Origin of the sequence: Plantibacter sp. ME-Dv--P-095 (genome assembly GCF_030209365.1) — a bacterium.
In the GTDB taxonomy this organism is placed as follows: domain Bacteria; phylum Actinomycetota; class Actinomycetes; order Actinomycetales; family Microbacteriaceae; genus Plantibacter.
Genome location: NZ_JARVSB010000002.1, coordinates 23196 through 49628 on the forward strand (window position 1 = coordinate 23196; position 26433 = coordinate 49628).

Consider the following 26433-nt stretch of genomic DNA (forward strand, 5'->3'; position numbering starts at 1 on the left):
GCGGGGGGAGGGAGTCGGAGAGGTGTCGCGTCCGCGCGGTGGGCGCGAGTCGGGCGCCGACGCGGGTCAGTACGGGTACGCGATGAGGCGTCGGTTGGCGGTGTCGACCTGCGATTGCATGGTGCAGAGGTCGATGATCCACCAGATGAAGGCGGCGATGATCGCGACGAAGCCGATGCCGATCGCGCTCAACGCCCAGCCGCCGCACCAGAGGGCGATGAACCCGATGCCGGCGCCGACGTTCCCCAGATAGAACTGGTGGGCGCCGAAGCCGCCGAGGAGGATCGCGAGGAGGTAGCCGGTTCCGCTCTCCTTGAGCGGACGGGCGTACAGGACCGGTGCCGGGTAGGGCTGGTGGTTGTACGGCATGGGTGCGTACGCGGATGGACCCGCGGGTGCTCCGTACTGTTGCGGTGCGGGAAGCATCGGCATCGGCCCGGTCGGGGCGAGTGGCGCGACCGCGGACGTCCAGGCGGTGCCGTCCCAGTACTGCTGCTGGCCGGGGCGCTGCGGGTTCGGGTACCAACCGGCGGGGATGTGACCGGGCTGCTGGGGGACGAGCGTCATCGAGGTGCTTTCGGAGAGGGCATGCACCGGGGGTAGGTTCAGCGGGCAGGCGGCGAAGTCAGGTTCACGCCGTGAGGCCCCCTGTGTGTTCAGTTTGATGTCCGCGCTGTGGGGGACAACAGTCCCAATGTAGGGCACGCGACCAAGTTTGCGGAGGGGGCTATCCCCTGGTCTGGGGCAGGGTGTGTAGCGCTCCCTGATCAGCCCTGGGAAACAGCGAACTGTCCAGCGCTGCTCGAGAATCGGCGAGCTACCGTCGCCGGACGGGCTGTGCTGTTCGAGGGCAGCCATGGTGAGGCGTTGTCGTTGCCAGGACGCCGGTCGGTGGCGTCAGAATGTAAGGATGAAAGAAGTGCCTCGGTGTGAATCAGTGGCGGACGCCATACACCTTCGGAAGCGATATCGCGATGTCCAGTGCACCAAGCCAGCTGACCACACATCAAGTCCACTACCCGGTTCTCGATCCCACTCTGGCGCAGCGGTCGGCGTTCCATTCTTCTGGTCTGATGCCAACTGGGACAAGCGCGAGCGTAAGTTCATCGCGCGGTACTGAGAAGGTCGCGATGGTCAGTCTCAGCAGCACCCAACGACTCACGCCCAATTCATAGCCGGCAGTCGCGCGCCGCGCGCTCGGTCAGAGATGAGTCTCAGACCTCACGATTATGAGTCGTGCGCTGTCGCCACGGTTGTGGGGCCGCTCCGCGAGTGGTTCCTACTTGTTCTCCGTCAGCCCATCCACACCAGACGCGGAGCACGCCACCGACGCGTACGCGCCCGTCGAGGTCTGCTCGGCGACCACATCGCCGTCGACGGTGATCTTGCAGCTGACGGACCCGGTGTCCTCGGCGCCGTTGGTCGCGATGAGGGAGAACGCGGTGAAGTCGGTGTCGCCACCGGCCTCGACGGTGAGTTCCTTGATGAAGGGAAGAGCCTGGCCCGTCGCCTGCTCGGTCCCGTTGGTACCGGCCGTGTAGGTGGAGTAGACGATGGAGGCGTCGGTCGCGGTGCCGTTGACCTCGTAGACGACGGACACCTCCTTGTTGGCGGCCTCGGAGGACGCTGCTTTCGCGGTCTTGACGGCGTCGCTGACGAGCCCGGCGAATCCGGCCGTGTAGGTGATCGCGAGGATGATGCTCAGGACGATCGCGATGGCTGAAACGATCGTGCCGGCGACGGCGAAGCCCTTCTTCCGGTTCTTCAGGCACAGGGCGACGATGCCGAGGACGAGGCCGACGAGTCCCACGAACCCGGCGATGTAGTTCAGGATCGGGATGAAGGCCCCGATGAGCGCGAACCCACCGACGATGAGAGCGGCGATGCCGAGTCCGTTGCCGCGCTTGCCGGTCTTGACGGGAGCCGGGCCTGGCACGGGCAGCGGGTAGGGCTGGTTTTGGGCGGGCGGCTGGTTCGAAGACGACATGCGCGGGGGACCTCTCTGCGGCGTTGGTTCCACCGTACCCAGGTCGACGCCGTGGATCACTGCCGTCTTCGGTTCGCGGTCATGCCTGCGGCGAAGGGGCGAGGCATGATCGCCCCGCCCCTCCGCTGACCAGCGCTCGTCGCTACTTGCTCGCGTCGTCGACGAGTGCCGTGTCGACGAACTGCTCGAAGCGCACGATGAGCCCACCGCGGACGACGAAGTGGTGGGCCACCCGGGCGTTCAGCTCCTTGCCCGTGCCGCGGTGCCTCGCCGTGTATCGGGCGAGCACCACGACGTTCTCGCCTTCGACCACGTAGGTGTCGTCGTGCGCGGTCCAGTCGGCCCAGTCTGCGCCGAGTCGTTCCATCACGTTGCTGGTGACGCCCTCCGGCGTCCGGTACGTGCCGGCGAGCGGGAAGCCGGCCATCTCGGTCCACTCGACATCAGGGGCGAGGGTCGCGCGCAGTGCGTCGAGGTCACCGGCGGCGGAGGCGAGGTACTGCCTCCGCACGACGTCGCGTGGTGCCGAGGACGGCTCGGTCGTGGTGGTCTCGTTCAGCCCCATGTCATCTCACCCTTCGCGACCTTCGGCCCGATCTGGGCGGCGATGAGCATGCCCGAGGACGGGTACTGCTCGACGAGCGCCTGCGTCGCGGCGGCGCCATCGGCGGACGCTGCGACGATCGTCTCGAACGCCTGCAGGTACGAGCGCGTGTAGTCGATGGCGGTCGCGTCGTTCGCGGTGTCGGGGAGGCGGTGCCCGGCGATAACGAGCTGCGGGTCGAGGGCCTGCATCTCGTCGAGGAGGTCGATCCACGCTGCGCGGAGTTCCGGCGTCGCCGTGTCTGCGGTCCACACGTGCTCCTGCTGGAAGAGGAGGACGCCACCGAGGATGGCCCGGTGCTCGGCGCTCCAGAGGTACTGGCGGTCCGGGAGGGGTGCTGAAGCGCCCTTGAGTTCGAGGCGCTGTCCATCGACGAGAAGCACGTCGCCGCTGAGCGGGGTGAGGGGGACGAGCCGAGTGGGCAGGTTCGCGCCGAGGGATGCCCAGGCGGTCAGCTTGCCCTCGAACGACGCGTTGATGTGCTCGATGACGATGGGGGTGGCGACGAGTGCTGCGTCGGGGAAGGCGTCCGCGACGACCTCGAGGCCGAAGGAGAAGTCGGGGTCGGCGTGACTGACGAACACCGTGGTGAGCGTCTTGCCGGAGTCGAGGATGGCTGCGACGAGGCGGTGGCCGTCGGCGCGGGTGAAGCCGGCGTCGACGAGGAGTGCCTCGGTTTCGCCCGTCACGAGGACGGCGGACTTGTTCTTCGAACCTGCGGGGAAGTCGAGGTCGAAGACGTCGAAGTTGAGCGCCATGGTGGTGGATCCTTCGGTTGGACGAGGCTCGGTGCGCCCGAGTCGATGCCGCGGTGCGGCGTACATGACGGTACAACAAAAGCTGACTCGTCAGCTATTCCCAATCCTTGCACGGAGATCTCCCGACCGGTCGGCGGCCTGTCCCCGGCGTCTACTGTGGAGACGTGACGACTGAGAACGAGTTCGCTTCGGCGAAGGATGCGGCGAGTGATGCGCGCATCCTGGTGTTCGGTCGTCTGCTGGGCGCGGCGAACGGTCTCGAGTACCTGCTGGGCAAGGAGCTCGAGGAGCAGACCGGTCTCAGCCATTCGCTGTTCGAGCTGTTGCTGATCGTCGGTCGGGCCGGTGCTGGCGGGCTGTCGGTGCGGGACATCGCGCAGGCGAAGGTCGTCACCTCCGGTGGGGCGACGCGGCTCGTGCATCGCGCCGTCGATCAGGGGCTGGTGAGTCGCCGGGCCTCTGCTGAAGATGGCCGGGTGCAGCTCATCGAGTTGACGGCAAAGGGTGAGCGGGCGGTCGTCGAGGCTGCTGGTCTGCATGCTCGGAACATCGAGCGGCTGCTGTTGTCCGTCCTGCCGGCCGAGAACCGTGCGGTTTTCGAGGAGTCGGTGAAGATGTTGAGCAAGCACGCCTCGGGGGCGCTGCCGGTGATGCCGTAGGGCGGCTCGGCTCCTGTTCGATCTGCGGGCTCGGTGCCTGCCCTCTGGTTCGCCGATCACCTGTTTGGCTAGGCTCGCCGCATGAGTAGCGATGTCCCTCTCGTCCCGGGCGAAAACGCCTTCCCGCTCCACATCTTCGATGCCCTCGGCTTGGACCCGGTGGTGTTCAAGGACCGCATCGGTGGGTCGGTGATGGTGATCGAGAAGCGGCCTGAGGACGGGCCGGTGACGATCCTGACGTCCGGGGTGTCCCGGCTCGAGACCGACTCCGGTGAGCGGATCGAGCTCGCCGTGGAGGTCGTCGACGGACAGCAGGGTGCCGCGATGGTCGCGCTGCGCATCGTGATCAACGAGATCGCGACCAACCGACGGGTGCCCCCGGTGCTCGCGCCGTGGCGCAACGGCACGCCGTTCCTCAACGGGACGGCGATCTCCGCGCTGCTGGTGACGCCGTCGCGCTGGGGAGCGTCGTTCGACGAGATCCGGAACGAGGCTGGCCAGGTGGTCGGGCACGTGCGGACACTGCGGTTGCTCACCGACGGTGAGGCCGCGGTCGCGGGGGAGCGTGGGTGGGATGCGCTCGTTGCCGAGGTGGGGTCGGTGGATGCATTGTTGGATGTGGAGCGGGGTGAGCGGGTTGGGAATTCGGGCGTGGGCTGAGCCGCCGTTTTCGTGAAGCGCGGCTCCGGAGCGGAGCAGCACATCTGCAGCGGTTGCGGCGCGTTCGTCCTTCAGCATCGATCTGTCGTTTCCGCCAGGATAGGGAGCGCGAGACGATCTTGTCTCGGAGAGCTGTCAGGAGTACCCGTACCTTGGTAAATCACGTCAATTTCATCTGGAACATCGCTGAGTCACTGCGCGGCCCGTTCAAGCCGGCTGAGTACGGATCCGTGGTGCTGCCGTTTACTGTGCTGCGGCGTCTGGATGCGGTGCTCGCGGAGACCAAGCCGAAGGTGCTGAACGTCGCGAAGGCAATGGAGTCGATGCCTGAAATGCTGCGGCACCTCCGACTCACCGAGGCTGCAGGCCGCCAGTTCTACAACACCAGCCCGTTTGACTTCGCGAAGCTCGTCGCTGACCCGCAGGACCTTCGCGTGAACCTGTCGGCCTATCTAGCGGGGTTTTCGGAGAATGTGCGGGATATCTTCGAGCGCTTCGATTTTGACAAGACGCTCAACAAGCTGGCAGAGAAGAACAGGCTTTACGCGGTGACGGAGAAGTTTGCGCAGGCCGACTTTCACCCGAACGTCGTCAGCAACATCAAGATGGGTCTGGTGTTCGAGGAGCTTATCCGGTGGGCGAACGAGCGCTCGAATGAGACCGCGGGTGATCACTACACGCCGCGCGAGGTAATCGCGCTCATGGTGCAGCTGCTATTCGCGCTTGACGACGATGCGCTCTCGAAGCCGGGCGTGGTCCGCTCGATCTACGACCCGACCGCAGGGACGGGCGGAATGCTCTCCGTCGCCGACGAGTATCTGCGCCGCATGAACCCGGGCATCCAGCTCAGCCTCTACGGGCAGGACTACAACGACGCCTCCTACGCGATCTGCAAAGCCGACATGGTCATCAAGGGCCAGGACGTTGACAACATCGCCCTCGGCGACACACTCACCGAGGATGCCTTCGACGACAAGAAGTTCGACTACGGACTCTCCAATCCACCGTTCGGCGTCGATTGGAAAGACCAGCGCACGTACGTCGACGAGGAGCACGCACGGCTCGGCTTCAATGGCCGGTTTGGTCCCGGGACCCCAGCGGTCAGCGATGGTGCGATGCTGTTCCTCCTTCACCTGGTGTCGAAGATGCGCAAGCGAGAAGACGGTGGCTCGCGCGTCGCAATCGTTCTGAATGGATCGCCGTTGTTCTCCGGTGGCGCGGGCGGCGGTGAGTCGAGTATCCGAAAGTGGCTGCTCGACAACGACCTAGTCGAGGCGATCATCGGGTTGCCGAAGGACATGTTCTACAACACCGGCATCTCCACGTACATCTGGGTGCTCAGCAACCGCAAGGCCGAAGAGCGCAGGGGACGCGTGCAGCTGATAGACGGGCGGGAGATGTTTACCAAGCTCCGCAAGGGTCTCGGCTCGAAGCGCAACGAGCTGTCGCCGAAGAACATCGAGATGATCGTCGGCCTGTACGCCGGATTCGAGGATACCGAGCACTCGAAGGTCTTCCGGAACGAGGACTTCCTCTATCGAACGATCACGGTCGAGCGTCCCCTGAAGCTCAACTGGCAGGCGACGCCGGAGCGTATCGAGGCATTGTTCGCTGCGAAGGCGGTGCGGAAGCTGAGCGAGGCGGACGTCCCGGCACTGCGCCGCGTACTGGATTCCATTGGTGAAGACACCGTGTGGAAGAACCGGGACAAATTCCACAATTCATTGAAGGACGCCGCGAGGGCCGAGGGCTTCTCCATCTCTGGGTCGCTGCTGAAGACCGTCACGACGGAGCTCGGCGAGCAGGATGACACCGCCGAAGCCTGCCTGGACGCCAAAGGCAAGGTCGAGCCAGATACCTCGTTCCGCGACACCGAAAACGTGCCGTGGCACGAGGACGTCGACGAATACGTCCGGCGTGAGGTGTTGCCGTACGCGCCCGATGCCTGGATCGACCACGCAAAAACCAAGGAGGGCGCGGAGATCCCCTTCACCCGCCACTTCTACCAGTACGTGCTGCCGCGTCCACTCGAGGAAATCGATCGTGATCTTGAATCCGTGATGGACGAGCTTCGCGCGATGCTTCTCGAGGTCGAGCGGTGAGCAGAGAACTTCGCGACTCAGGAGTGGGCTGGCTCGGATCTGTGCCCGCCGACTGGGGGACGGTGCCGGCACAAGCGCTGTTTGGGGAACGAAAGGCGAAGAGCACGGCCTCTGATGTACACCTGACGCCTTCCCAGAAATACGGCGTGCTTCCTCAAGAGGAGTACATGCAGATCACCGGGAATAAGGTGGTCTTGAATCTCACGGGTGCCGACAACATGAGACACGTTGAGACGGGCGACTACGTGAGCCACCTCCGGAGCTTCCAAGGCGGGCTTGAGTACGCACGGATTCCGGGGAAGGTCAGCGCTGCCTACACGGTGCTGAAACCCAAGGTTGCGCTCGACTCACGATTCTTCAGGTACCTGTTCAAGAGCGAGCTCTATGTACAGGCGCTCCAGACCACGACCGACCAATTACGAGACGGCCAGTCGATTAGGTACCCGCAGTTCTCACAGATTGCACTACCACAACCGTCACTCGACGAGCAGCGAGCTATCGCGGACTATCTGGACCGGGAGACGGCGCAGATCGACGCGTTCATCGCGAAGAACGAGGAACTCATCGCCCTCCTTGCCGAGCGTCGTGCCGCCACCATCACATCTGCACTGACGTCGGGGCGGGAGGAGAGCACCGGGAGTTGCGATGGTCGATGGTTTGGAGCGATTCCCGCGCACTGGGAATCGATGCCACTGCGGTACTTGCTGCGGCGAATCGAGCAGGGAGTGAGTCCTCAGGCTGAAGGTGGATTGGCCGAAGGTGCCCACCAGTTTGGCGTGCTGAAGTCTGGTTGCGTGAACGCTGGCATCTATCGGTCGACCGAGCACAAGCTGTTGCCGGCAGAGTTCGACTTCGATCGATCATTGCTGGTTCGCCCCGGCGACCTTGTCGTCAACCGTGCAAGCGGAAGCATTCCGCTACTTGGCTCCGCGGCGATCGTGACGCAGAGCCCCTACCGATTGATCCTTTCGGACAAGACCTTTCGGCTCATCCCGAACGCACGCACGTCATCGCACTATCTGTATTGGCTCCTCAACTCGCGGATCTACCGCGAGCAGGTCGAGTCCCGCGTAAGTGGGGCCGACGGGCTCGCGAACAATCTGCCGCAATCGACCCTGAAGCGGTTCGTTCTGCCGGTACCGCCAATCGAAGAGCAGGATCAAATCAGCTCTTACCTGACGGACCGATGCACGCAGATCGACAAGTCGATTGCAACCGCGCGGCGGGGAGCGGCCTTGGCTCGCGAGCGCCGAGCCGCTCTGATTTCTGCCGCGGTGACGGGCAAAGTCGACGGGAGGGAGGCGTCATGACTGAGATAACTGGCGCACATCTTGAGTCGGTGCTTGAGAACGAGATCGCTGAGCACCTGGCCACGAACGGCTGGCTGTACTCACCGACTGGTGCTGGATATGACCGCGGGATTGCGCTGTTTCCGGACGACGTTCTTGGCTGGCTCGCGGAGTCGCAACCGATCGAGTTCGCGAAGCTCGTGCGCCCTGACGATACCGATGCGCAGCGGGTAACGGCATCCCGGAGCATCCTTTCCCGTCTCGCGAAGGCCCTCGACAACGACCCGATGAAGAACGGCGGGACGATCCGCATCCTTCACGAGGGTTTCTCGATGGTGCCGCTGCACGGCGGGGCGGTGAAGTTCCGGATGGCGCAGTTCCGTCCGGCGACGGCGAACAACCCGGAGACACTCGCCGACTACGCGAGGATGCGTGTGCGGGTGATGCGCCAAGTGCACTACTCGACGAAGCATCCGAACAAAGCGCTCGACCTGGTGCTGTTCGTCAACGGCATCCCAATCGCGACCGTCGAGCTGAAGACCGACTTCACCCAGCCGATCGGAAACGCCGTCGACCAGTACCGGTTTGACCGCAACCCGGCGGGTGAGCCGCTATTCGCTTTCGCGAAGCGGTCACTCGTGCACTTCGTCGTATCGAACAACGAAGTGCGGATGGCGACAAAGCTTGCCGGCGTCGGGACGCGCTTCCTCCCCTTCAATAGGGGGCACGATGAGGGGGCAGGCAATCCGCCCAACCCCGTGGGGTCAGCATCCTCGTACTTTTGGGAGGATCTACTGCAGCGTGATGCTTGGTTGCAGGTGTTGGGGTCGTTCGTGCACCTCCAGATCGAGACGGACGTCGATCCAGACACTGGCAGGAAGACGCGCACGGAGAAAATCCTGTTTCCGCGCTACCACCAGTGGCGTGCAGTCAACCGTCTCGTGGAAGCCGCGCGTGCCGAGGGTGCAGGTAACCGCTACCTCGTGCAGCACTCCGCCGGCTCGGGGAAGACGAACTCGATCGCATGGCTCGCGCACCGGCTCTCACAATTGCACGACGAGCAGAACGAGAAAGTCTTCGACACAGTCGTAGTCGTAACTGACCGCACGGTGCTCGACAAGCAGCTGCAGGACGCGATCCGCCAATTCGAGAAACATGCCGGCGTGGTGCAGTCGATTACCCGTGAGGGCGGTGAGTCGAAGTCGACCGAGCTCGCGGCCGCGCTCTCTGGTGGCAAGCAGATTGTGATCGTAACGATCCAGACGTTCGAGGCGCTGATCTCAGCTATCCAGTCGAAGCCCGAGCTGCGGGGGCGGCGGTTCGCGGTCATCGCTGACGAGGCGCACTCATCACAGACCGGCTCCACGGCAGGCGCGCTCACGAAGGTGCTGTCACCGCAGGAGCAGGCTGCCGTCGCTGAGGGCGCCCCGATCGACTCGGAGGCGTACCTGCAGTGGGCGATGGAGGTCACCGCCAACGCGTCGAACATCTCGTACTTCGCGTTCACCGCGACGCCGAAGGCCAAGACGCTGGAGCTGTTCGGCCGGATCCCCGCGGGCGCGGACACTCCGGAGCCGTTCGACCTGTACTCGATGCAGCAGGCCATCGAAGAGGGCTTCATTCTCGACGTGCTGCAGAACTACACGCCGTACAAAGTCGCGTGGCAACTCCAGCATCCAGACTCCGACTATGACGGGCCTGGCGAGGTCGACGAGTCAACAGCGGTGAAGGCGCTCGTGCAGTATGTGAGGCTGCACCCGACGAACATCAGTCAGAAGGCGAAGATCGTCGTCGATCACTTCCGCGCGTTCGCGCAGCCGCTGCTGGAAGGCAAGGCGAAGGCGATGGTCGTCACTGGCTCCCGCAAGGAGGCTGTGCGCTGGAAGAAGTATCTCGACACGTGCCTGGCCGATTTGCACATGCATGGCGTGAAGGCGCTCGTCGCCTTTTCCGGCACCGTCGAAGATCCCGAGGACGTCGGCGAAGGGCTGACGGAAAAGACCCAGAATCCCGGCCTATTGACCTTGGATCTGGCTGCGGCGTTCAAGCCGTCGACATACAACGTGATGATCGTCGCGGAGAAGTTCCAGACCGGATTCGACCAGCCGCGCCTCGTCGCGATGTACGTGGATCGTAAGCTCGGCGGAGTGCAGGCAGTTCAGACGCTCTCGAGGCTCAATCGCACGTACCCCGGCAAGGACAAAACGTTCGTGCTTGATTTCGTGAACGAGCCCCTCGAAATCTTGGATGCCTTCAAGGACTACTACCGCAAGGCGACGCTGACGGCGACGACCGATCCCAACCTCATCTATGACCTCGTCACAAAGCTCGACAGCGCTGGCATCTACACGATGGCCGAGGTGACGCAGGCGTTCGATGCCGCTTTGGCGGGAGGAGTGAACGCGAATAGTGCGGTGAGCGCCGCGACCGCACCTGCGGTGGATCGCTTCGGAAAACGTTGGGTGAACGCCGTGCTTAATGGGGATGCGGCTGAGCAGGATGAACTGAAGCTCTTCAAGAGCGACGCCGGACAATACGTGAAGTTCTACGACTTCATCTCCCAGGCGCGAAACCTTGAGGACACGGATCTCCCCAGGCGGCACTACTTCCTAAGGCGCATTCTGCCTCAGTTGTCGACTGCTAGCTATGAGGAGCCTGTAGATATCTCGAAGGTGCAACTCACCGAGTACACGATCGCGCGCGGTGAAGCTGTGAAGCTCAACCTCGAGCGAGGCCCTGGACTTGACCCAATCACGGCCATTGGCGCTGGTGCAATTCACGAGAAGCACCGCACTGCGCTCGACGAGATTATCGGCAAGCTTAATGATCGCTTTGGCGACAAGTACGGCGTTGGTGCGGTAGACCTAACTATGAGTCACATCATGGGAAAACTTGCTGTGGACTATGATCTCACGCAGCAGGCTGAACGGAACAATCGACAGCAGTTCGCGGAGTCGCCGGCGTTGCCGAAAGCGTTCGCGAAAGCCGTCATCGAGGTGCGAGATGAAACGCCGTTGCTTGTGGACGACATGCTCAGCGACAGTGGGCTGTTCGCCGAGCTGTCGAAGGCGCTGCCCGCGATGTTGTACGAGTTCCTGAAGGGCAAGCAGGCATGATGTGCGCTGGATTCGTCGAGGATCACGGCGGGCGTCTTCAGGCGAGAGCTTCTGGTTGGCAACCGTTCAGTCAGGCACTTCCTACTTCGCCTCGTTAGGGTTTGTGAGGGCCTCCGCGGGCTGTCGAACAGGCAGAAGCTGCGTGGTCAGCGTTCTCTTGCCGATGAATTCCATGGGAGCGCCCGCCCACCTGTACCACCCCGATGAAAGGCCCGCACGTGGACGCTTCTGAACTCAACTCCGCCGTCGGCCAGGGGCTCGAGCAGCTTGGGTTGGGGCTTCGCCCTGTCGTCGAGGGTGCGTTTGCCGAGGCGGTGCCCGGTGTCGAGTGGACACGGATCATCGAGGAGAAGGACCGCGCAGCCGGGAGCGGCCACGGGCGGTACTCGGCGACCGACGTGTCGCTCATGCTTCGGGCGATGACCGAGCGGATCGGGGAGCTGGGGTACCCGTTCGACCGCGTGCTGTCGCGGAGCGCTCGGGGGTACGCGAGTGAGCTTCGGGAAGTTCGGAACGCCTGGGCGCATAACGCGGGGTTCACGGAGCAGTCTGCGTATCGGGCGTTGGACTCGATGCAGTTGCTGTTGGAGGGTGTCGGGGCGATCGAGCAGGCCGCGGTTGTGGGGGAGTTGAAGGGGCGGATGTTGAGCCCTTCGACAGGCTCAGGGACCGAGGGGGTTGCGTTGGGCGAGGCCGGGAGCATTGGCGAAATGAGCCCTTCGACAGGCTCAGGGACCGACGGAGCCAGTGGGCAGAGCGCCGCAGGCTCCTTGTCTGCCGCAGACGCCGCCGCCTCTTCCTCCGTCTCCATCCGCGTCAGCGCGACGCCGACGCTCAGCTACGCGATGGCGCACTGCAGCATCGCGGTGATCGACGAGATCGTCCTCGAGAACCACGGCGGGGAACGCCGGGCGGCGTCCGTCGAGATCGACGTCGTCACCGCTGACGGCGCCCTCGCCGACACCAAGGTGCTCCTCGCCGACCTCGGCGAAGACCGCACCACCCTGCTCCGCAGCCCCGAAGTCCTCCTCGACCCACGCCGCATGCTCCTCGTCGAAGAACAGCGGCCCGGCGTCATCCGGGTCACCGTGCGCGATGCCGCCGGCACGCAGCTCGGCACGGTCGAGAGCCCCGTCACCGTGCTCGCGTCCAACCAGTGGATCGCCGCACCCGTGCAGCTCGGCCTCGAACTCCTCGCCGCCCACGTGCAACCCAACGCCCTCGTTGTCAGCGAGCTCATGCTTGAAGTCTCCGACCTCCTCGACCAGCAGACCGGCAACAGCTCCCTCGCCACCTACCAACTCGACGACCCCGCCCGCATCGACGCCATCGTCGCCGCCGTCTGGGACGCCGCCCGCGCCCGCGACATCCGCTACGCCGAACCGCCTGCCAGCTGGGGCCAGAGCGGCCAGAAGGTCCGCACCCCCGAGGAAGTCCTCACCAGCCACCTCGGCACCTGCCTCGACACCACCATCCTGCTCGCGTCCGTCCTCGAAGCCATCGGCATCCACCCGCTCCTCTGGCTCATCAAGGACCACATCTTCCTCGGGTACTGGCGCGTCCAGACCACCCTCGACGTCGTCGCCAGCACCGACGTCTCCGAAGCCGTCAACTCCCTCGAACTCGGCCGCATCGGCGTCGTCGAGACCACCATGCTCACCGGCAACTCCGCCACCTTCGCCGACGCCTCCCGCCGACCCCACACCGAGCACCTCGCCGGCTCGCTCGACGACTTCATCGGCATCACCGACGTCGTCCAGGCGCGCCTCCGCAAGATCTACCCGCTGCCGAGCCGCCGCATCAACGCCGATGGCGAGCCCGTCGTCACCCTTTACCAGGCACCCGAAGCGCGCGCCCTCACCCAGGACGCTCCGGCCACCGCCGAGTCGACCGCCGCCGGCCACGGCCCCGACGCCCCGAAGCGCGTCTCCACCTGGAAGAACGCCCTCCTCGACCTCAGCCTCCGCAACAAACTCATCAACTACACCGAACGATCCGGTTTCGAGCTCGCCGTCCCCGGCCCCGCCCTCGGCCACCTCGAGGACAGCATCAACCACGGCACCCCGCTCACCCTCGTCGCCTCCGACAGCGTCGCGACGATCGACCAGCAGCGCGGCATCCGCTTCGGCCGCGACCTCGACGAGCGCGACCGCATCACCTTCCTCGACGACAAGAAGAGCGCCTTCATCGACGTCACCCAGGCCGCCTACCCGACGAAGCTCCGCGCCCTCGCCTACAAGGCCAAGACGATCGTCGAGGAGACCGGCGCCAACAACCTCTACCTCGCGTTCGGCATGCTGAGCTGGCGCTTCGGCGACCGCGACCTCCGCTCACCGCTTGTGCTCGTGCCCGTCACGCTCACGACCACGAGCCGCGGCTCGTCCTACCGCCTCACCCTCGACGAGGCCGGCTCGTCGACGCCCAACTACTGCCTGCTCGAGAAGCTGCGCCTGAGCTTCGGCCTCGAGATCCCCGGACTCGCGAACCCCCTTGAGGACGGCTCCGGCATCGACCTCCCGGCCGCGTTCACCGCCGTGCGCCAGGCGATCCTCGACGCCGGCCTCCCGTTCCGTGTGGAGGAGACGGCGTCGCTGTCGATCCTCCAGTTCGCGAAGTACCGGCTGTGGAAGGACCTCGACGAGAACTGGGAGACGCTGAGCCGTAACAGCCTCGTAGACCACCTCATCAACTCACCGCTCGAGGCCTACGCCGACCCGACGCCCGCGCAGACCGACACCGACCTCGACCGCCTCGGCCTCGACTGCCCGGTCGCCGCCGACTCCTCGCAGCTCGACGCCGTCGCCGAAGCGGTCGCCGGTCGCACCTTCGTGCTCGAAGGCCCTCCCGGCACCGGCAAGTCGCAGACGATCACCAACCTCCTCGCCCGCTCACTCGCCGAGGGCAAGAAGGTCCTGTTCGTCGCCGAGAAGCGTGCGGCGCTCAACGTCGTGAAGCAGCGACTCGAAGACGTCGGACTCGGCGCGTTCTCGCTCGACCTCCACGACAAGGGCGCCAGGCCCAACGTCGTCCGTGCGCAGATCAAGACCGGCCTCGACCTCCGCACCAAGGCCGACATCGACGCGCTGAGCACCAACCGCGAGCTGTCCGAGTCCGGCCTCCGCACCCTCACCCGCTACGCCGACCGCCTCCACGAGGTCAACGCCGCCGGCTTCTCGCTCTACTCCGCGCGGAGTCGTCTGCTTGCGATGGACCACGACCTCGTCCCGATGGCGATCCCCGAGCAGCTCGTCGCCGCCGGCACGCCCGAGGCCTTCGAAGAACTGCGGCAGGTGTTCCGCGAGCTGCCCGAGCGCTCCGACCTTGCGCGCCCGAGCACGACCCACCCGTGGGCGTTCCTCGACGGCCCGTCGGCTCCCGGGCTCGACGCCGCGACTGTCCAGCAGGCCGCCCGCGCGCTGGACGCCGCTCTCGCGACGACGCTCGACGCCGGCCTCCCGATGGACGCGCTGCGGCTCGCGACGCGACCCGACCTCCTCGGCCTCTGGTCGACCGCCGTCGCCGCACCGCGTCTGCCGATCGGCGCGCTCATGGCTGGAACCAGGCCCGAGGACTTCAGCCGGCTCGACGAGGCCCTGGCCGCTGCCGAGCAGCTTCGCGTCGCCCAGGCCGAGTGGCGCTCGACCTTCACGCCCGCCATCCTCGACCGCGACATCGCGGGCCCGCTCCATGCTGCCGAGCATGCCGCGGCGTCGAGCTTCTTCGGTCGCAAGAAGCGGCTCCGGGCCGCGCTCGCGCAGCTGAGCGACGTGCTCGCGGTCGACGCCGCCTCGTTCAAGGTGAAGCAGCTCGTGCCACAGCTCACCGAGGCGAAGGCGGCGCAGGACCGCCTCGTCCAGCTGCGCGGCACGCTCCGCTCAACCGCCCTCCCGCTCGTCGGTGACCGCTGGAATCCGCTCGTCGAGCCGACCCAGCCCGTCCGCGAACTCCTCGGCTGGTACCGCTGGCTGTCGGAGGGCTTCCGCCTGCCGGGCACGCCCGACGACGCGTTCATCACCGCCGTCCGCGACCACTACGCCACGACCCAGCCGTCGCAGGAGGCCGCCCAGGCGCTGACGACGCTCGCGAGCACCTGGAGTGGGTTCCTGCGGGCCGCGTCCGTCACTACCGAGCGCCTGTCGGCGTGGTCGGGTGGCGAGGGCTTCCTGCAGGCCTGGTGGTCGACGCGCGACGCCCGCCGTCTCGATGGCGCCGAGCCGGTCGTCCTCGAGCGCTGGCTCGACCTCGTGCGGGTCATCGAACCGCTGCGCACCCACGGGCTCGACGACGTCCGCGCCGCGATCCTCGCCGGTCGCATCGAGACCGAGGACGCGACGCTCGCGTTCGAGAAGGGCCTCGCGCAGGCGTCGATCGACGAGCGTGAGCGCACCACCACGCTCGACGCCTTCGACGCCACCGCCCACAACCGCAGCGTCACCCGCTTCACCACGAGCGTGAAGGCCGTGCGCGAGGAACTGCCGCGCGCGATCCCGGCGTCGGTGCTCGGGCTGCGGACGTTCAGTTCGCAGTCGGAGAGCGGTCAGGTCGGCGGCTTGCGTCGCCAGATCGACCGCCAGCGCGGCGGCATGAGCGTCCGGGCGCTGCTCGAGAACTTCGGCGAGCTCATCACGCAGATCATGCCGTGCACGCTCGCGAGCCCGGAGTCGGTCGCGCGGTTCTTCCCGGCCGCCGCCGAGCTCTTCGACATCGTCGTGTTCGACGAGGCGTCGCAGATCCGGGTCGCCGACGCCATCGGGGCGATGGGGCGTTCGCGCTCGGTCGTGGTCGTGGGCGACAGCAAACAGATGCCGCCGACGACGTTCGCGGAAGCGGGCGCAACGATCGACGACGACGCCGACTACACGAGCGAGGTGTTGCAGGACGAGGAGTCGATCCTCTCCGAGTGCGTGCAGGCGCGGGTGCCGAGCAAATGGCTGTCGTGGCACTACCGCAGCCAGGACGAGTCGCTCATCGCGTTCTCGAACCACCACTACTACGACAGTCAATTGTCGTCGTTCCCGGCGCCGTTCGCGGGTGCGGGCGACGGCGGGGTCGAGGGCCATGGGCTGGCGTTCGTGCGACTGGAGGGTCAGTTCGAGCGCGGCGGCCGAGGCAAGTCGCTGCGGACGAACCCGGTGGAGGCGCAGGCGATCGTCGAGGAGATCACGCGCCGCTTCGACGCCTCGCCGGACGAGACGCCGTCGCTCGGGGTCATCACCTTCAACGCGCAGCAGCGGACGCTCATCGAAGACCTGCTGCGCGACAGCACCGACCCGCGGATCGCGACGGCGCTCGACGAGCAGGACGGGCTCTTCGTCAAAAACCTGGAGAACGTGCAGGGTGATGAGCGCGACACGATCCTGTTCTCGATCGCGTTCAGTGCGAACGAGAAGGGCGTGATCCCGCTGAACTTCGGTCCGCTCACGCGAGCGGGTGGCGAGCGGCGGTTGAACGTCGCAGTGACCCGCGCTCGGCGACAGGTGGTGCTGTTCGCGAGCTTCGACCCGTCGGAGCTGCGGGCGGAACAGACGTCGTCGATCGGCATCAAGCATCTGAAGGCGTATCTGGAGCTGGCTCAGCGGGGCAGCGACGCGGCGGGCGAGGACGGTCGTCGTCAGGCGATCATCGACCGTCACCGCGACGAGATCGCCGACGAGCTCCGATACGCCGGGCACGCGGTCCGGACGGATGTGGGGTTGTCGGACTTCCGGGTCGACATCAGCATCGCGACCGAAGCCGAGCCCGACCGACCGCTGGTCGCCGTGCTGCTCGACGGGGCGTCGTGGCGTGAGCGACGGACGGTCGCCGACCGAGACGGACTGCCGATCGAAGTGCTGAGCGGCCTGATGCGGTGGCCGGGCGTCGAGCGCGTGTGGTTGCCGGAGTGGCTGCACCACCGCGAGGAGGTGCTGGACCGGTTGGTCGCGGCCGTGGAGGCTGCGGGGGAGCGGGCCGCTGTGGGGAGTGCGGTGGACGCGCCTGTTACCGACGAACCGGACCAGACCGAGGTGACTGCCGGCGGCAGCGAGGGCGCCGTCGACGAGTCCGCCGCGGCTGCGGATGCTGTCCCGCCGGTGCGGAGCGCGCGCGTTCGGGAGTGGTCGGAGCGGTTGGCGTCGCTGGAGACCCTGTCGGAGTTCCGTGACCGCAAGGTCGGTGCAGCGCAGCCAGTGGAGGCGGAACCGATGGCGGACACGTCGGCGCGCCATCCTGAGCTCTCGGAGTACCAGGCCTGGGACGCACCCACGCTGGGTGGGATCGAGGTGCTCGACCGTCTGCCGGGTCGTCCGTCGGTCGTCGCGGTGCAGGGTGCGATCCGTGCGGCGGTGGAGGCCGAGGGGCCGATCCACCTGACGCGTCTGGCGAAGCTGGTCGCGGGTGCGTTCGGTCTCGATCGGGTGGCTGGTTCGCGGGCGAAGTCGATCCTCGACAAGGTCCCCGCCGAGTTCCTCGGTCGCTCTGACGAGCCCTTCGCGTGGCCGACGGAGATCGACCCGCTCACCTGGCGAGGAGCGCGTCAGTCCGCGGCGGACGCGCCTCGTGCGATCGAGCACATCTCCCTGGTGGAGATCGCGAACGCGATGGCGATCGCCGCAGAGGAGTCCGCCGGTCTCTCGCCCGACGAGCTCCGACGCGAGACCCTCGCGATCTTCGGCGGCAAGCGTGTCACCGCTGCGATCGGCGCCCGCCTCGACGAGGCCCTCGAGTTCGGGCTGGCCTCGGGGCGGTTGGCGCGGAGCGGATCGAGTCAGATCGTTTCTGGCTAGCGAAAGCTGGCTGGCCATGGCAACCGTGCGAAGCCTGTCAGGAACGTCTAGCCGTCTGGGGTCCCACGGGGGAGGTCGGTGTCTACGACCCCAGCAGCTCGTCCGGGTCGAGTCGACCACTGCTCAAGCTGAATGCGCCCCGCTGGGCGGCAGCAGTCGCTGAGGGCGAAGCGTTGCCGTCGATGGCTGCCCACGCGAGCTGAACCTGCGACCATCTCGACGTATCCCCATCGCTCTCGAGGCAGCCGCGTCGCGTTCCCTGCCGCAGATACGCAGTCAGCGGAGATGGTCACTCCAGAACGTATCCGCGGCCCACCCCTCGGGCATTCCCATCCCAGTAAGGTTCATCACCGGCCGGGTGACGAGGAGGTCGTGCAGACGACGCGACCATCCGCTGTGGGGCGAGATGGTGTTCAGAATGGACTGCAGCGAGATGAGCACCGGATAGAGACGCTTCTCGGACCGACGAGGCAGGGCGCCGGGAGCCTCCAGCCAGGACACTGCCTGCGATGTTGGAATCGCCGGGTACACGCCCAGACCGACGTTCCACAGGCGTCCATGATGCGCGCAGATGTTTCGCACGCGGACGTAGCTTCGCATCCACGATGTCAATACTCGTTCGTTGAGCCCGACGTTCGCGGCGATAGCGCTCCTGTCCGAGCGGAGCTTCAGGTTGCCGATGAGGCTGTCCAGCTGGCCGATCGTCAGCGCTTCAAGCATCAGCCACGATGGCGGAAGTTCCGGTACGCCGTAGGTGGTCAGATAGTGCTCGAGAGCGGACCGGTGGACCAGCGCGTCCTCGCCCGCATCGGGTGCACCTCGGAGTCGTTCGTCGCACGACTTCTGAACGATCTGCAGCAGCCCGGCGTGCTTGCGCCCGTCGAAAAAGTGCCCGGGCTGCACATACCAATGGGGATCTCCGTACGTCGTCGACATGTGGTCGGTGACCGCAGCCCGCACGGCGACTTCGACGCGCTCCAACGCGTCCATCACGAGCAGCCGAAGAGCCCGGTCAAACACATAGAGGTCGAGCACATCGTCGAATGAGGTCCCGTCGCGGAAGAGATGGTCTGTCCCCGGACTCTGGAACGGAATCGTGTATGGGGATAGCCGGAAATAGCCGATATGCCTGAGGTACCGACGAGTTCGGTCTCGGTCAGGGATCGTCAATCCCCGCTCTTCGAGTCGACTGACGAGCGAGTCAAGGCTGAGCGCCTCCTTCTCATATCGAAGGATGCCGCGGGGCCGAGGTGGTCGAGGCAACGATGGTCCTCCCGAGTAGACAAAAAAATCCCCCAAGTGCGCTTCGATGAGAGGCGTGGGGGATGTAGTGGGGCAAGCCTAGCAGTCAGGCGCTGATCGTGGGGCGGCGGCGTTGAGGCTGTGGAGAGCGCCGACCGCAGGGTCCGCAATCACCTCGACCTTGAACCCGGCCTCGTTCTCGAGCCAGCCCGCGTAGTGCTGCTCGCCGCCGGCGTGCGGGTAGCGCTCCTGGTACAGCGGCTGCCAGCCGTGCTCGGGGGCCGCAGCCATGATGGCGTCGACGGCCTCGCGCGATCCTGCTCGGAAGGCGAGATGGTTCACGCCCGGCCGTCGTCGGTCGTGCGACTCCGCACTGAGGTTCGGTGACGCCGTGAGCGTCAGGTACGTGTCGCCGGCCTCCCAGGACTCACCGCCGGACCACTCGCTCGCCATCGTGAAGCCGACACGACCGAGCAACCACGCCCAGCCCGCCCGCTCCGCAGCCACGTCCGCCAGCCACACCTCGACGTGGTGCAATCCGGGACCAGCCGCGACCAGCGCGGACGGCCGCGTGCGCTGCAAGACATCCGCAGCACCCCGCAGCCGCTCCAAGGTCCCCGCCACCGCGACCCGCGCGAGCGCATGCGGCCGCGCGAGCACGTCGATGTTGCGCGCGATCCGCACGTCCTCCAGCGGGACCAGCACCAACCGCGGGTCGGCCCGCGGCGCCGTGTACCGCGGGAACAACGCCAGCAATCCGCCGCCCACGATCAGCGACGCCGCCAGGTGATAGTCGTTCACCCGATGCGCCCGCTGGAACCGGACACCCGCCGTCGCCTCGACCACCCCGAGCGCGACGTCCGGCGCGAAGCCCGCATGCGCCGCGATCCACGACTCGTCGGCGAGTTCCGCAGCCGACACCGACGACCGCCCGGCCAACGGGTGGTCCACCGACATCGCCACGTCGAAGGGCTCGCTCAACAACGTCGTCACCGACAGCTGCTCCGATGGCCACGGCTCGTCGTGATCCATGCGGTGCGCGATGACGAGGTCGTACTGGTCGACGAGCTCGGCGAACTCCGGCTGCGCGACATCGTGCTCGCCGAACACCAACGCCGGCGCGGAGCCCGCGTCCCCCTCGGCCAACAGCCCCGGCAACAGCGCCTGGCCTGCGCTCTGGAACGCCGCCACCCGCACCCGCGCACCGGTGTCGTCGCCGTACTCGCGCACCGTCTCCGCCGCGCGGTCGATGAGCGTGTGCACAGTCCCGGCCATCTCGGCCAGCGCCATGCCAGCCTCGGTCAGCCGGATCTCACGCCCGACGCGATACGTGAGCGGCACGCCCAGCTCGCGATGGAGCGCGGCCAGCTGCTGCGAGATCGCGGGAGCGGTCACGTGCAGGTGACGCGCGACGGCGGCGATCGTGCCGCGATGGGCGAGCTCGCGCATGATCCGCATCTGGGAGAGATTCATCAGCTCAAGCTAACTGGTCACGTGGAAACCCTCAATATTCATGACGGATCGATCTGACTAGCGTGGTCATCAGGACAGCGCAAGGACGCCCGTCCGCGACAGCCAGCACACCAAGCACCACCGGCAGTCGCCGCTCCCGCAGGAAGGAACGCCGTTGCTCGCCCTCTGGAAACGACCCGACACCGCCGGTTTCGAACTCGTCGAGCGCGCGATGCCGGCGATGGGCTCCGACGACGTCCTCATCCGCGTCCACCGCACCGGCATCTGCGGCACCGACCTCCACATCGAATCGTGGGACCCGTGGGCGGCCGGCGCGGTCGACGCACCGCTCGTGCCGGGCCATGAGTTCTCGGGGGAGGTCGTCGAGGTCGGCAGCCGTGTCGCGGGGATCCCGGTCGGCGCAGCGGTCTCCGGGGAGGGGCACCTCGTCTGCGGGACCTGCCGCAACTGCCGCTCCGGCCGCCGCCATCTCTGCCGCCACACCCGCGGCCTCGGCGTCAACCTCGACGGCGCCTTCGCAGAGTATGTCGTCCTCCCCGCCACCAACGTGTGGGTCCACGGCGACCAGGTGACGCCCGACCTCGGCGCCCTCTTCGACCCGCTCGGCAACGCCGTCCACACCGCCCTCAGCTTCCCGATCCTCGGCGAGGACGTGCTCATCACCGGCTGCGGCCCCATCGGTCTCATGGCCATTGCCGTCTGCCGGGTCGCCGGGGCACGCAACATCGTCGCGACCGACGTCGTCGCCGATCGACTCGAGAAGGCGCTCGCCGTCGGAGCCGACCGGGTGGTCGACGTCTCGAAGGAACGGGTCGCCGACGCCCAGGCCGCGCTCGGCATGCTCGAGGGCTTCGACATCGGCCTGGAGATGTCCGGTCAGGCGGCCGCTGCGAGCGAACTCATCGACAACCTCAACACGGGCGGCAAGGTCGCGCTGCTGGGGCTGCCGTCGACGAACATCGAGATCGACTGGACCAAGGTCATCACCCGCATGATCACCATCAAGGGCATCTACGGTCGCGAGATGTTCGACACCTGGCACCACGCCAGCGCGATGGTGGACCACAGCCCAGAGCTCCGGCACGCCCTCGAGTCGCTCGTCACCGCCCGCTTCCCGCTCGCCTCCTGGCAGGACGCCTTCGACACCGCGCGCGGGGGAGCGGCGGGCAAGGTGCTCATCGACTGGACCGACACCAGCGACGCCGTCATCACCGGGGTCATCGACGAACACGTGCCGGAGACCGTCGGCGCGGTCACCGCAGCCTGAGCCGGCGCCCGTCGCCCACCCACAACCGACAACCGACCAACCGCCCACTCGACCCCGAGGAGACGACATGTACGGCACCATCAAGACCCAGTTGCGCGACCAGCTCGACCGCATCGAGGCGGACGACCTCACGAAGCGCGAGTTCGCGATCACCTCGCGGCAGGGCAGTCACGTCACGATCGACGGTCGTGAGGTGCGGAACTTCTGCGCCAACAACTACCTGGGTCTCGCGAACGAGCCGTCGATCGTCGACGCCGCCAAGCTGGCGCTCGACGAGTGGGGCTACGGACTCGCGAGCGTGCGGTTCATCTGCGGCACGCAGCAGATCCACCGCGACCTCGAACAGGAGTTGAGCGCCTTCCTCGGCACGGAGGACACCATCCTGTTCTCCTCCTGCTTCGACGCGAACGGAGCCGTGTTCGGCGCGCTGTTCGGCGAGGACGACGCGATCATCTCCGACGCCCTCAACCACGCTTCGCTCATCGACGGCATCCGCCTGAGCAAGGCCCGCCGCCTGCGCTACCGCAACCGCAACATGGCCGACCTCGAGCAGCAGCTCATGAACGCGGCCGACGCTCGTCGCACCGTGATCGTCACTGACGGCGTGTTCTCGATGGACGGCTTCTACGCCCCGCTCGACGAGATCTGCGACCTCGCCGACCGGTACGGCGCGCTCGTGCTCGTCGACGACTCGCACGCGGTCGGCTTCGTCGGCCCGGGCGGTCGCGGGACGCCGGAGCTGTTCGGTGTGCAGGACCGCGTCGACATCCTCACCGGCACGCTCGGCAAGGCGCTCGGCGGGGCGTCGGGCGGGTATGTGAGTGCGAAGCAGGAGATCGTCGACGTGCTGCGGCAGTCGGGCCGGCCGTACCTGTTCTCGAACAGCCTGGCGCCGTCGCTCGTCGCCGGTGCCCGTCGTGCCGTGGAGTTGGCGGCCGCGGGCGACGAGCTGCGCGAGGGGCTCTTCCGGAAGGCGGACCTGTTCCGCGCCCGCATGACCGAGGAGGGTTTCCGGCTGCTGGAGGGGTCGCACCCGATCATCCCGGTGATGTTCGACGACGAGCAGCAGGCCGTCCAGGTGGCGGCGCGGATGCTGGAGCAGGGCATCTATGTGATCCCGTTCAGCTTCCCCGTGGTGCCGCGCGGCGAGGCCCGCATCCGCGTGCAGATCAGTGCCGCGCACAGCGAGCAGGACATCGAGGACTGCGTGGCCGCGTTCGTCGCGGCGCGGGGGTAGGTGCCGCGGCTGGTCAACGCGAGCGATCGTCCTCGCTGGGGTCGGCCGTCGATCGCAGTCGCATGCTCAGCACGTGCCGCGCCGACCCGTTTGCGCCGAGGTCGTCGTCCACGCGCCGCATGCCGATCTTCTCCGCCACGCGCTCCGACGCCCGGTTGTCGGGGTGGACGATCGCGACGAGCTCCATCGAGTCCGTGTGCTCTTGCGCGAAGTCCCGACTGGCAGCGGCTGCCTCGCTCGCGAACCCTCGACCCTGCCAGGCGGGACTCACGTGGTAGCCGACCTCGAGCTTCAGCTCGCCGTTCACCCGCTGCCAGGTCAGGCCGCAATCGCCGACGAAGTCGCCGTCGTGCGTCTCGATGATCCAGAGGCCGAGGCCGTAGGTCGCATAGTTGTCCTCGTTCCAAGCGATCCACGCTGCGGCCTGCTCGCGGGTCTTCGGCGCCGGGTAGAACTCCATGACGGCAGGGTCGCCAAGCAGCGCAGCCATCTCGTCGAGGTCCGCCGGCGTCATCCGCCGGAACCGCAGGTGCTCCGTGTCGTGAGGGACTGGCATCGGTTCAATGGCCTCTACTGCGGCAGGCCGCGTGCTGCGGCGGCCCGGCGTTCGGCCTGTGTCTCCGCGTGGTGCTTCCGAAGCGCGGACAGGACCGCGGTCCGGATGATGAAGATCCAGAGCAGCACGAACAGGATGAAGCCGAGGAGCCAAGCGGTGCTGTAGGCGACGATGAGCGCGGTCGGGTCGAGGTTCACCCGTGAAGGGTACCGAAGTCGTGCGTCCGGAGAGTGGGGGTCGCTCCTTTGGGGCCCGGGCAGTCACGCAGGCTTCCGATCGTGCCGAGCGGTGGTGAGGAGGACCGCAACCTTCACCGACGATCCTCGTTACTGAAGTTTGGCTCCCTAACCTTCAGTAAGGGTCCTCGTTAGTGAAGTTTGGCTCCCTAAGCTTCAGTAAGGGTGCTCATCGACGAAGGTTCTCATACGCGGAAGCCGCTCGCAGAGATGTCGTCGGCACCAGAAAACTCCCGCATTTGACTCTCCCGTAGGGGGAGACGGGATGCTTGACGCATGTTGCACATCGGAGAGTTCGCAGGCATGACCGGCTTGAGCGTGAAGGCGCTCCGGCACTACGACGAGAAGGGCGTGCTGGTTCCGGCCGAGGTCGATCCCGACTCCGGGTACCGCCGCTACGGCGAGGAGCAGGTGCGTTCCGGCGTGATCGTGAAGGCGCTCCGCGACGCCGGCGTGCCGCTCGACGCCGTCGGCGTCACGGTCGTGGGTGCCGATCCGTCGACCACCATCGACGTCCACCACCGCCTCGTACTAGAGCAGCGGGAGCAGGAGGACCTGGCCTTCGCGCAGGCTCGTTCCGTCGTCGCGTCGCTCGCGGCTCCGGTCGAGATCGTCGAGCGCACCCTTCCGCCCCAGCCCTACGTCGGCCGGGTGCTCACCGTGCCGCGCGGCGATGAGGACGCCGTAACGAACGACGATGCGAACGAGCAGTTCTCCGTGCTCTACGCCGCCGTGCGGGAGGCCGGCGTCGGCCCGTCGGGAACCTTCTGGACGGCCCTGCGCCCCGGGGAGCAGGGCGCGGTCGAGATCGTCTGCTGCTGGCCGACGTCGTTGCAGCTCGAACCGACGTGGGGTGGGGACGAGACCACGGTCGACGCGCTGCCGGAACGCACCGAGCTTGCAGCAGTCTGGCGGGCCGAGCCCGGCGTCGAGCTCCCGGAGGGCTCGACCCACCCCGCGGTCGTCGCCCTGTTCGACGCGATCGCGGAGCGTGGCATCACGATGCCGACCACCGAGCTGCGGCAGCGAGTGCTCGGCCAGAGCGCCGACGAGTACGCCGTCGAGGTGTCGATCACCCTGCCGTGATGCGGTGGTCAGGCGACACCTGTCGTGCTGTCAGGGCGGGTCGTTAGGCTGGAGTCGTGGCCAACAGCAAAGATTTCGACGCCCGATACGAGCTCCGTGAGTTCCCGTTCGCGAACGGGACCGACGGTGAACCGACCCCGGAGAGCCTGGCGGCGCTCGACGCCATCGGGTTCGGCTTCCACGAGCCCACCCCGAAGCCGGAGGCGCGCAAGCGCAAAGTGAACGAGTTGATCGCCGACGAAGCGGTCCTCCTCGGAGCCTACGTACGCAACCCGCAGCCCGGCTCGGTGGACGAGACCTGGCCCGCCGGCACGTTCTCCTGGTTCCCGAAGGCGCTCAGCTGGGGCGACGGCACGTCGATCAACACGCAGGCCGTCTCCGATGTCACGGTCCGCCCGACCGAGCGCCGTCGCGGGATCCTCCGTCGCATGATGACCCACGCGCTCGAGCGCGGCGTCGCCGACGGTTACGCGATCGCGGCCCTCACCGCCAGCGAGGGGACCATCTACCGTCGCTTCGGGTTCGGCTCCGCGATCCGCGAGCGCAACGTCGTCGTGAAGCGCGCGAAGGCGCTGCCGTTCCTCGCGTCGACCACCGGCATCGTGTCCGTCGTCACCCCCGAGTACCTCGCCGACGGTGTCGCGCGCCGGGTGTTCGACCGCTTCGACGAGCGCTCGATCGGTTCGATGATCCGCAACACCGGATCGTGGCCGCTCGTTCTCGGCACGCTGGGTCGCGATGGCGAGCCCGCGAAGGACACCCGTGCCGCGGTGCACCGTCCGGCCGATGGCGAGGACGTCGACGGGTACGTCACGTGGCGCATGGTCGAACAGCCCGGCGGGCAGACGGGCATCGAGATCATCGACCTCGTCTACGCGACGGACGTGGCCTACTTGTCGCTGTGGGAGTTCCTGCTCTCGATCGACCTCAACGACGTCGTGAAGTACAACCGCGCCCGCCTCGACGACCCGATCATCGCCGCACTCGGCGACAACCGAGCGTACGACATCGAGCACGAAGAAGACCACGTGTGGCTGCGGGTCCTTGACCTGCCTGCCGTCCTCGCGTCTCGTCCCTATGCGGCCGACGGCTCGCTCACCATCGCGGTGACCGACGCGCTCGGCTATGCGGCGGGCACGTTCCGCCTCGAGGTGACGGGCGGTCGCGGCACGGCGACGAAGCTGAGCGACGAGACCGATGCGGCTGGTGCGGACCTCGCGCTCGACGTCGCCGACCTCGGCGCCCTGCTCCTCGGTGCGGTCTCCCCGGTGACCCTCGCGGCCGGCGGGGTGCTGCACGCCGCCGACGAGCAGGCGCCGCTGCTCCTGCGGTCGATGCTGCAGACGCCCCGCGCCCCGCACGGGATCACCTTCTTCTAGGGAAGCACGTGGGCGAGC

General features: G+C 66.8%; 18 protein-coding genes and 1 pseudogene. 10 read left to right on the forward strand and 9 right to left on the reverse strand.

The genetic code is table 11. The features are described from left to right. Positions 1-66: 66 nt before the first annotated feature. From QRN26_RS01220 to QRN26_RS01235, 4 genes are all read right to left on the reverse strand, one after another. Positions 67-567, reverse strand: coding sequence for a DUF2510 domain-containing protein (locus QRN26_RS01220; RefSeq protein ID WP_285034966.1), 501 nt, complete (start codon positions 565-567; stop codon positions 67-69). A 712-nt stretch (positions 568-1279) separates the two neighbouring features. Continuing rightward, on the reverse strand, positions 1280-1987 hold the full coding sequence (locus tag QRN26_RS01225; RefSeq protein ID WP_285034967.1) for a DUF4190 domain-containing protein: 708 nt from the start codon (positions 1985-1987) through the stop codon (positions 1280-1282). Between the two features lie 142 nt (positions 1988-2129). After that, the gene (locus QRN26_RS01230; protein ID WP_285034968.1) at positions 2130-2552 is read right to left on the reverse strand and encodes a nuclear transport factor 2 family protein; all 423 of its coding nucleotides are present in this window, start codon (positions 2550-2552) and stop codon (positions 2130-2132) included. Further along, on the reverse strand, positions 2543-3349 hold the full coding sequence (locus tag QRN26_RS01235; protein WP_285034969.1) for an MBL fold metallo-hydrolase: 807 nt from the start codon (positions 3347-3349) through the stop codon (positions 2543-2545). Before QRN26_RS01235 ends, QRN26_RS01230 begins: the two co-directional genes overlap by 10 nt. Positions 3350-3513: 164 nt before the next feature. Here QRN26_RS01235 and QRN26_RS01240 point away from each other — a divergent pair, with 164 nt between their 5' ends. The 6 genes from QRN26_RS01240 to proA all read left to right on the forward strand — a co-directional run bounded on the left by QRN26_RS01240 (position 3514) and on the right by proA (position 17939). Continuing rightward, complete coding sequence (locus QRN26_RS01240; RefSeq protein ID WP_285034970.1) at positions 3514-4008, forward strand: MarR family winged helix-turn-helix transcriptional regulator; 495 nt, start codon at positions 3514-3516, stop codon at positions 4006-4008. Positions 4009-4089: 81 nt separating this feature from the next. After that, entirely contained in the window at positions 4090-4668 is a 579-nt protein-coding gene (locus tag QRN26_RS01245) for a suppressor of fused domain protein (RefSeq protein WP_285034971.1), read from the forward strand. A 152-nt stretch (positions 4669-4820) separates the two neighbouring features. Further along, complete coding sequence (locus QRN26_RS01250) at positions 4821-6770, forward strand: type I restriction-modification system subunit M (protein ID WP_285034972.1); 1950 nt, start codon at positions 4821-4823, stop codon at positions 6768-6770. Beyond that, complete coding sequence (locus tag QRN26_RS01255; RefSeq protein WP_285034973.1) at positions 6767-8080, forward strand: restriction endonuclease subunit S; 1314 nt, start codon at positions 6767-6769, stop codon at positions 8078-8080. Before QRN26_RS01250 ends, QRN26_RS01255 begins: the two co-directional genes overlap by 4 nt. After that, entirely contained in the window at positions 8077-11175 is a 3099-nt protein-coding gene (locus QRN26_RS01260; protein WP_285034974.1) for a type I restriction endonuclease subunit R, read from the forward strand. The genes QRN26_RS01255 and QRN26_RS01260 overlap by 4 nt, the downstream gene beginning before the upstream one ends. A gap of 203 nt (positions 11176-11378) precedes the next feature. Then, positions 11379-17939, forward strand: a complete 6561-nt coding sequence (gene proA, locus QRN26_RS01265) for an anti-phage protein ProA (RefSeq protein WP_285034975.1) — start codon at positions 11379-11381, stop codon at positions 17937-17939. Between the two features lie 276 nt (positions 17940-18215). Here proA and QRN26_RS01270 read toward each other — a convergent pair whose 3' ends face one another. The 3 genes and pseudogenes from QRN26_RS01270 to QRN26_RS01280 all read right to left on the reverse strand — a co-directional run. Further along, complete coding sequence (locus QRN26_RS01270; RefSeq protein ID WP_285034976.1) at positions 18216-19109, reverse strand: Abi family protein; 894 nt, start codon at positions 19107-19109, stop codon at positions 18216-18218. A gap of 171 nt (positions 19110-19280) precedes the next feature. Beyond that, positions 19281-19739, reverse strand: coding sequence for a VOC family protein (locus tag QRN26_RS01275; protein WP_285035123.1), 459 nt, complete (start codon positions 19737-19739; stop codon positions 19281-19283). 48 nt (positions 19740-19787) lie between these two features. Continuing rightward, positions 19788-20654, reverse strand: a pseudogene (locus tag QRN26_RS01280) (LysR family transcriptional regulator); the annotation flags it as partial. A 154-nt stretch (positions 20655-20808) separates the two neighbouring features. Here QRN26_RS01280 and tdh point away from each other — a divergent pair. Both tdh and QRN26_RS01290 read left to right on the forward strand, forming a co-directional pair. Further along, entirely contained in the window at positions 20809-21921 is a 1113-nt protein-coding gene (gene tdh / locus QRN26_RS01285; protein ID WP_285034977.1) for an L-threonine 3-dehydrogenase, read from the forward strand. Positions 21922-21988: 67 nt separating this feature from the next. Then, positions 21989-23158, forward strand: a complete 1170-nt coding sequence (locus tag QRN26_RS01290; RefSeq protein WP_285034978.1) for a glycine C-acetyltransferase — start codon at positions 21989-21991, stop codon at positions 23156-23158. 13 nt (positions 23159-23171) lie between these two features. Here the strand turns inward: QRN26_RS01290 and QRN26_RS01295 are convergent, their stop codons facing one another. Further along, positions 23172-23714 (reverse strand): GNAT family N-acetyltransferase, encoded by a 543-nt coding sequence (locus tag QRN26_RS01295; RefSeq protein ID WP_285034979.1) that lies wholly within the window; start codon positions 23712-23714, stop codon positions 23172-23174. A gap of 14 nt (positions 23715-23728) precedes the next feature. Further along, positions 23729-23911: a hypothetical protein gene (locus tag QRN26_RS01300; RefSeq protein WP_285034980.1), complete on the reverse strand. Its 183-nt coding sequence runs from the start codon at positions 23909-23911 to the stop codon at positions 23729-23731. Between the two features lie 315 nt (positions 23912-24226). On the opposite strand from QRN26_RS01300, the gene QRN26_RS01305 reads away from it, so the two are divergent. After that, on the forward strand, positions 24227-25036 hold the full coding sequence (locus QRN26_RS01305; protein WP_285034981.1) for a MerR family DNA-binding transcriptional regulator: 810 nt from the start codon (positions 24227-24229) through the stop codon (positions 25034-25036). Positions 25037-25092: 56 nt separating this feature from the next. Continuing rightward, positions 25093-26415, forward strand: coding sequence for a GNAT family N-acetyltransferase (locus QRN26_RS01310; RefSeq protein ID WP_285034982.1), 1323 nt, complete (start codon positions 25093-25095; stop codon positions 26413-26415). Positions 26416-26433 lie beyond the last annotated feature (18 nt).

Coding starts and splice junctions, on each gene's coding strand:
- QRN26_RS01225 (WP_285034967.1), bottom strand. CDS start 1,987: ATGTCGTCTTCGAACCAGCCGCCCGCCCAAAACCAGCCCTACCCGCTG.
- QRN26_RS01290 (WP_285034978.1), top strand. CDS start 21,989: ATGTACGGCACCATCAAGACCCAGTTGCGCGACCAGCTCGACCGCATC.
- QRN26_RS01305 (WP_285034981.1), top strand. CDS start 24,227: ATGTTGCACATCGGAGAGTTCGCAGGCATGACCGGCTTGAGCGTGAAG.
- QRN26_RS01260 (WP_285034974.1), top strand. CDS start 8,077: ATGACTGAGATAACTGGCGCACATCTTGAGTCGGTGCTTGAGAACGAG.
- QRN26_RS01230 (WP_285034968.1), bottom strand. CDS start 2,552: ATGGGGCTGAACGAGACCACCACGACCGAGCCGTCCTCGGCACCACGC.
- QRN26_RS01220 (WP_285034966.1), bottom strand. CDS start 567: ATGACGCTCGTCCCCCAGCAGCCCGGTCACATCCCCGCCGGTTGGTAC.
- QRN26_RS01235 (WP_285034969.1), bottom strand. CDS start 3,349: ATGGCGCTCAACTTCGACGTCTTCGACCTCGACTTCCCCGCAGGTTCG.
- QRN26_RS01295 (WP_285034979.1), bottom strand. CDS start 23,714: ATGCCAGTCCCTCACGACACGGAGCACCTGCGGTTCCGGCGGATGACG.
- QRN26_RS01245 (WP_285034971.1), top strand. CDS start 4,090: ATGAGTAGCGATGTCCCTCTCGTCCCGGGCGAAAACGCCTTCCCGCTC.
- proA (WP_285034975.1), top strand. CDS start 11,379: ATGAAAGGCCCGCACGTGGACGCTTCTGAACTCAACTCCGCCGTCGGC.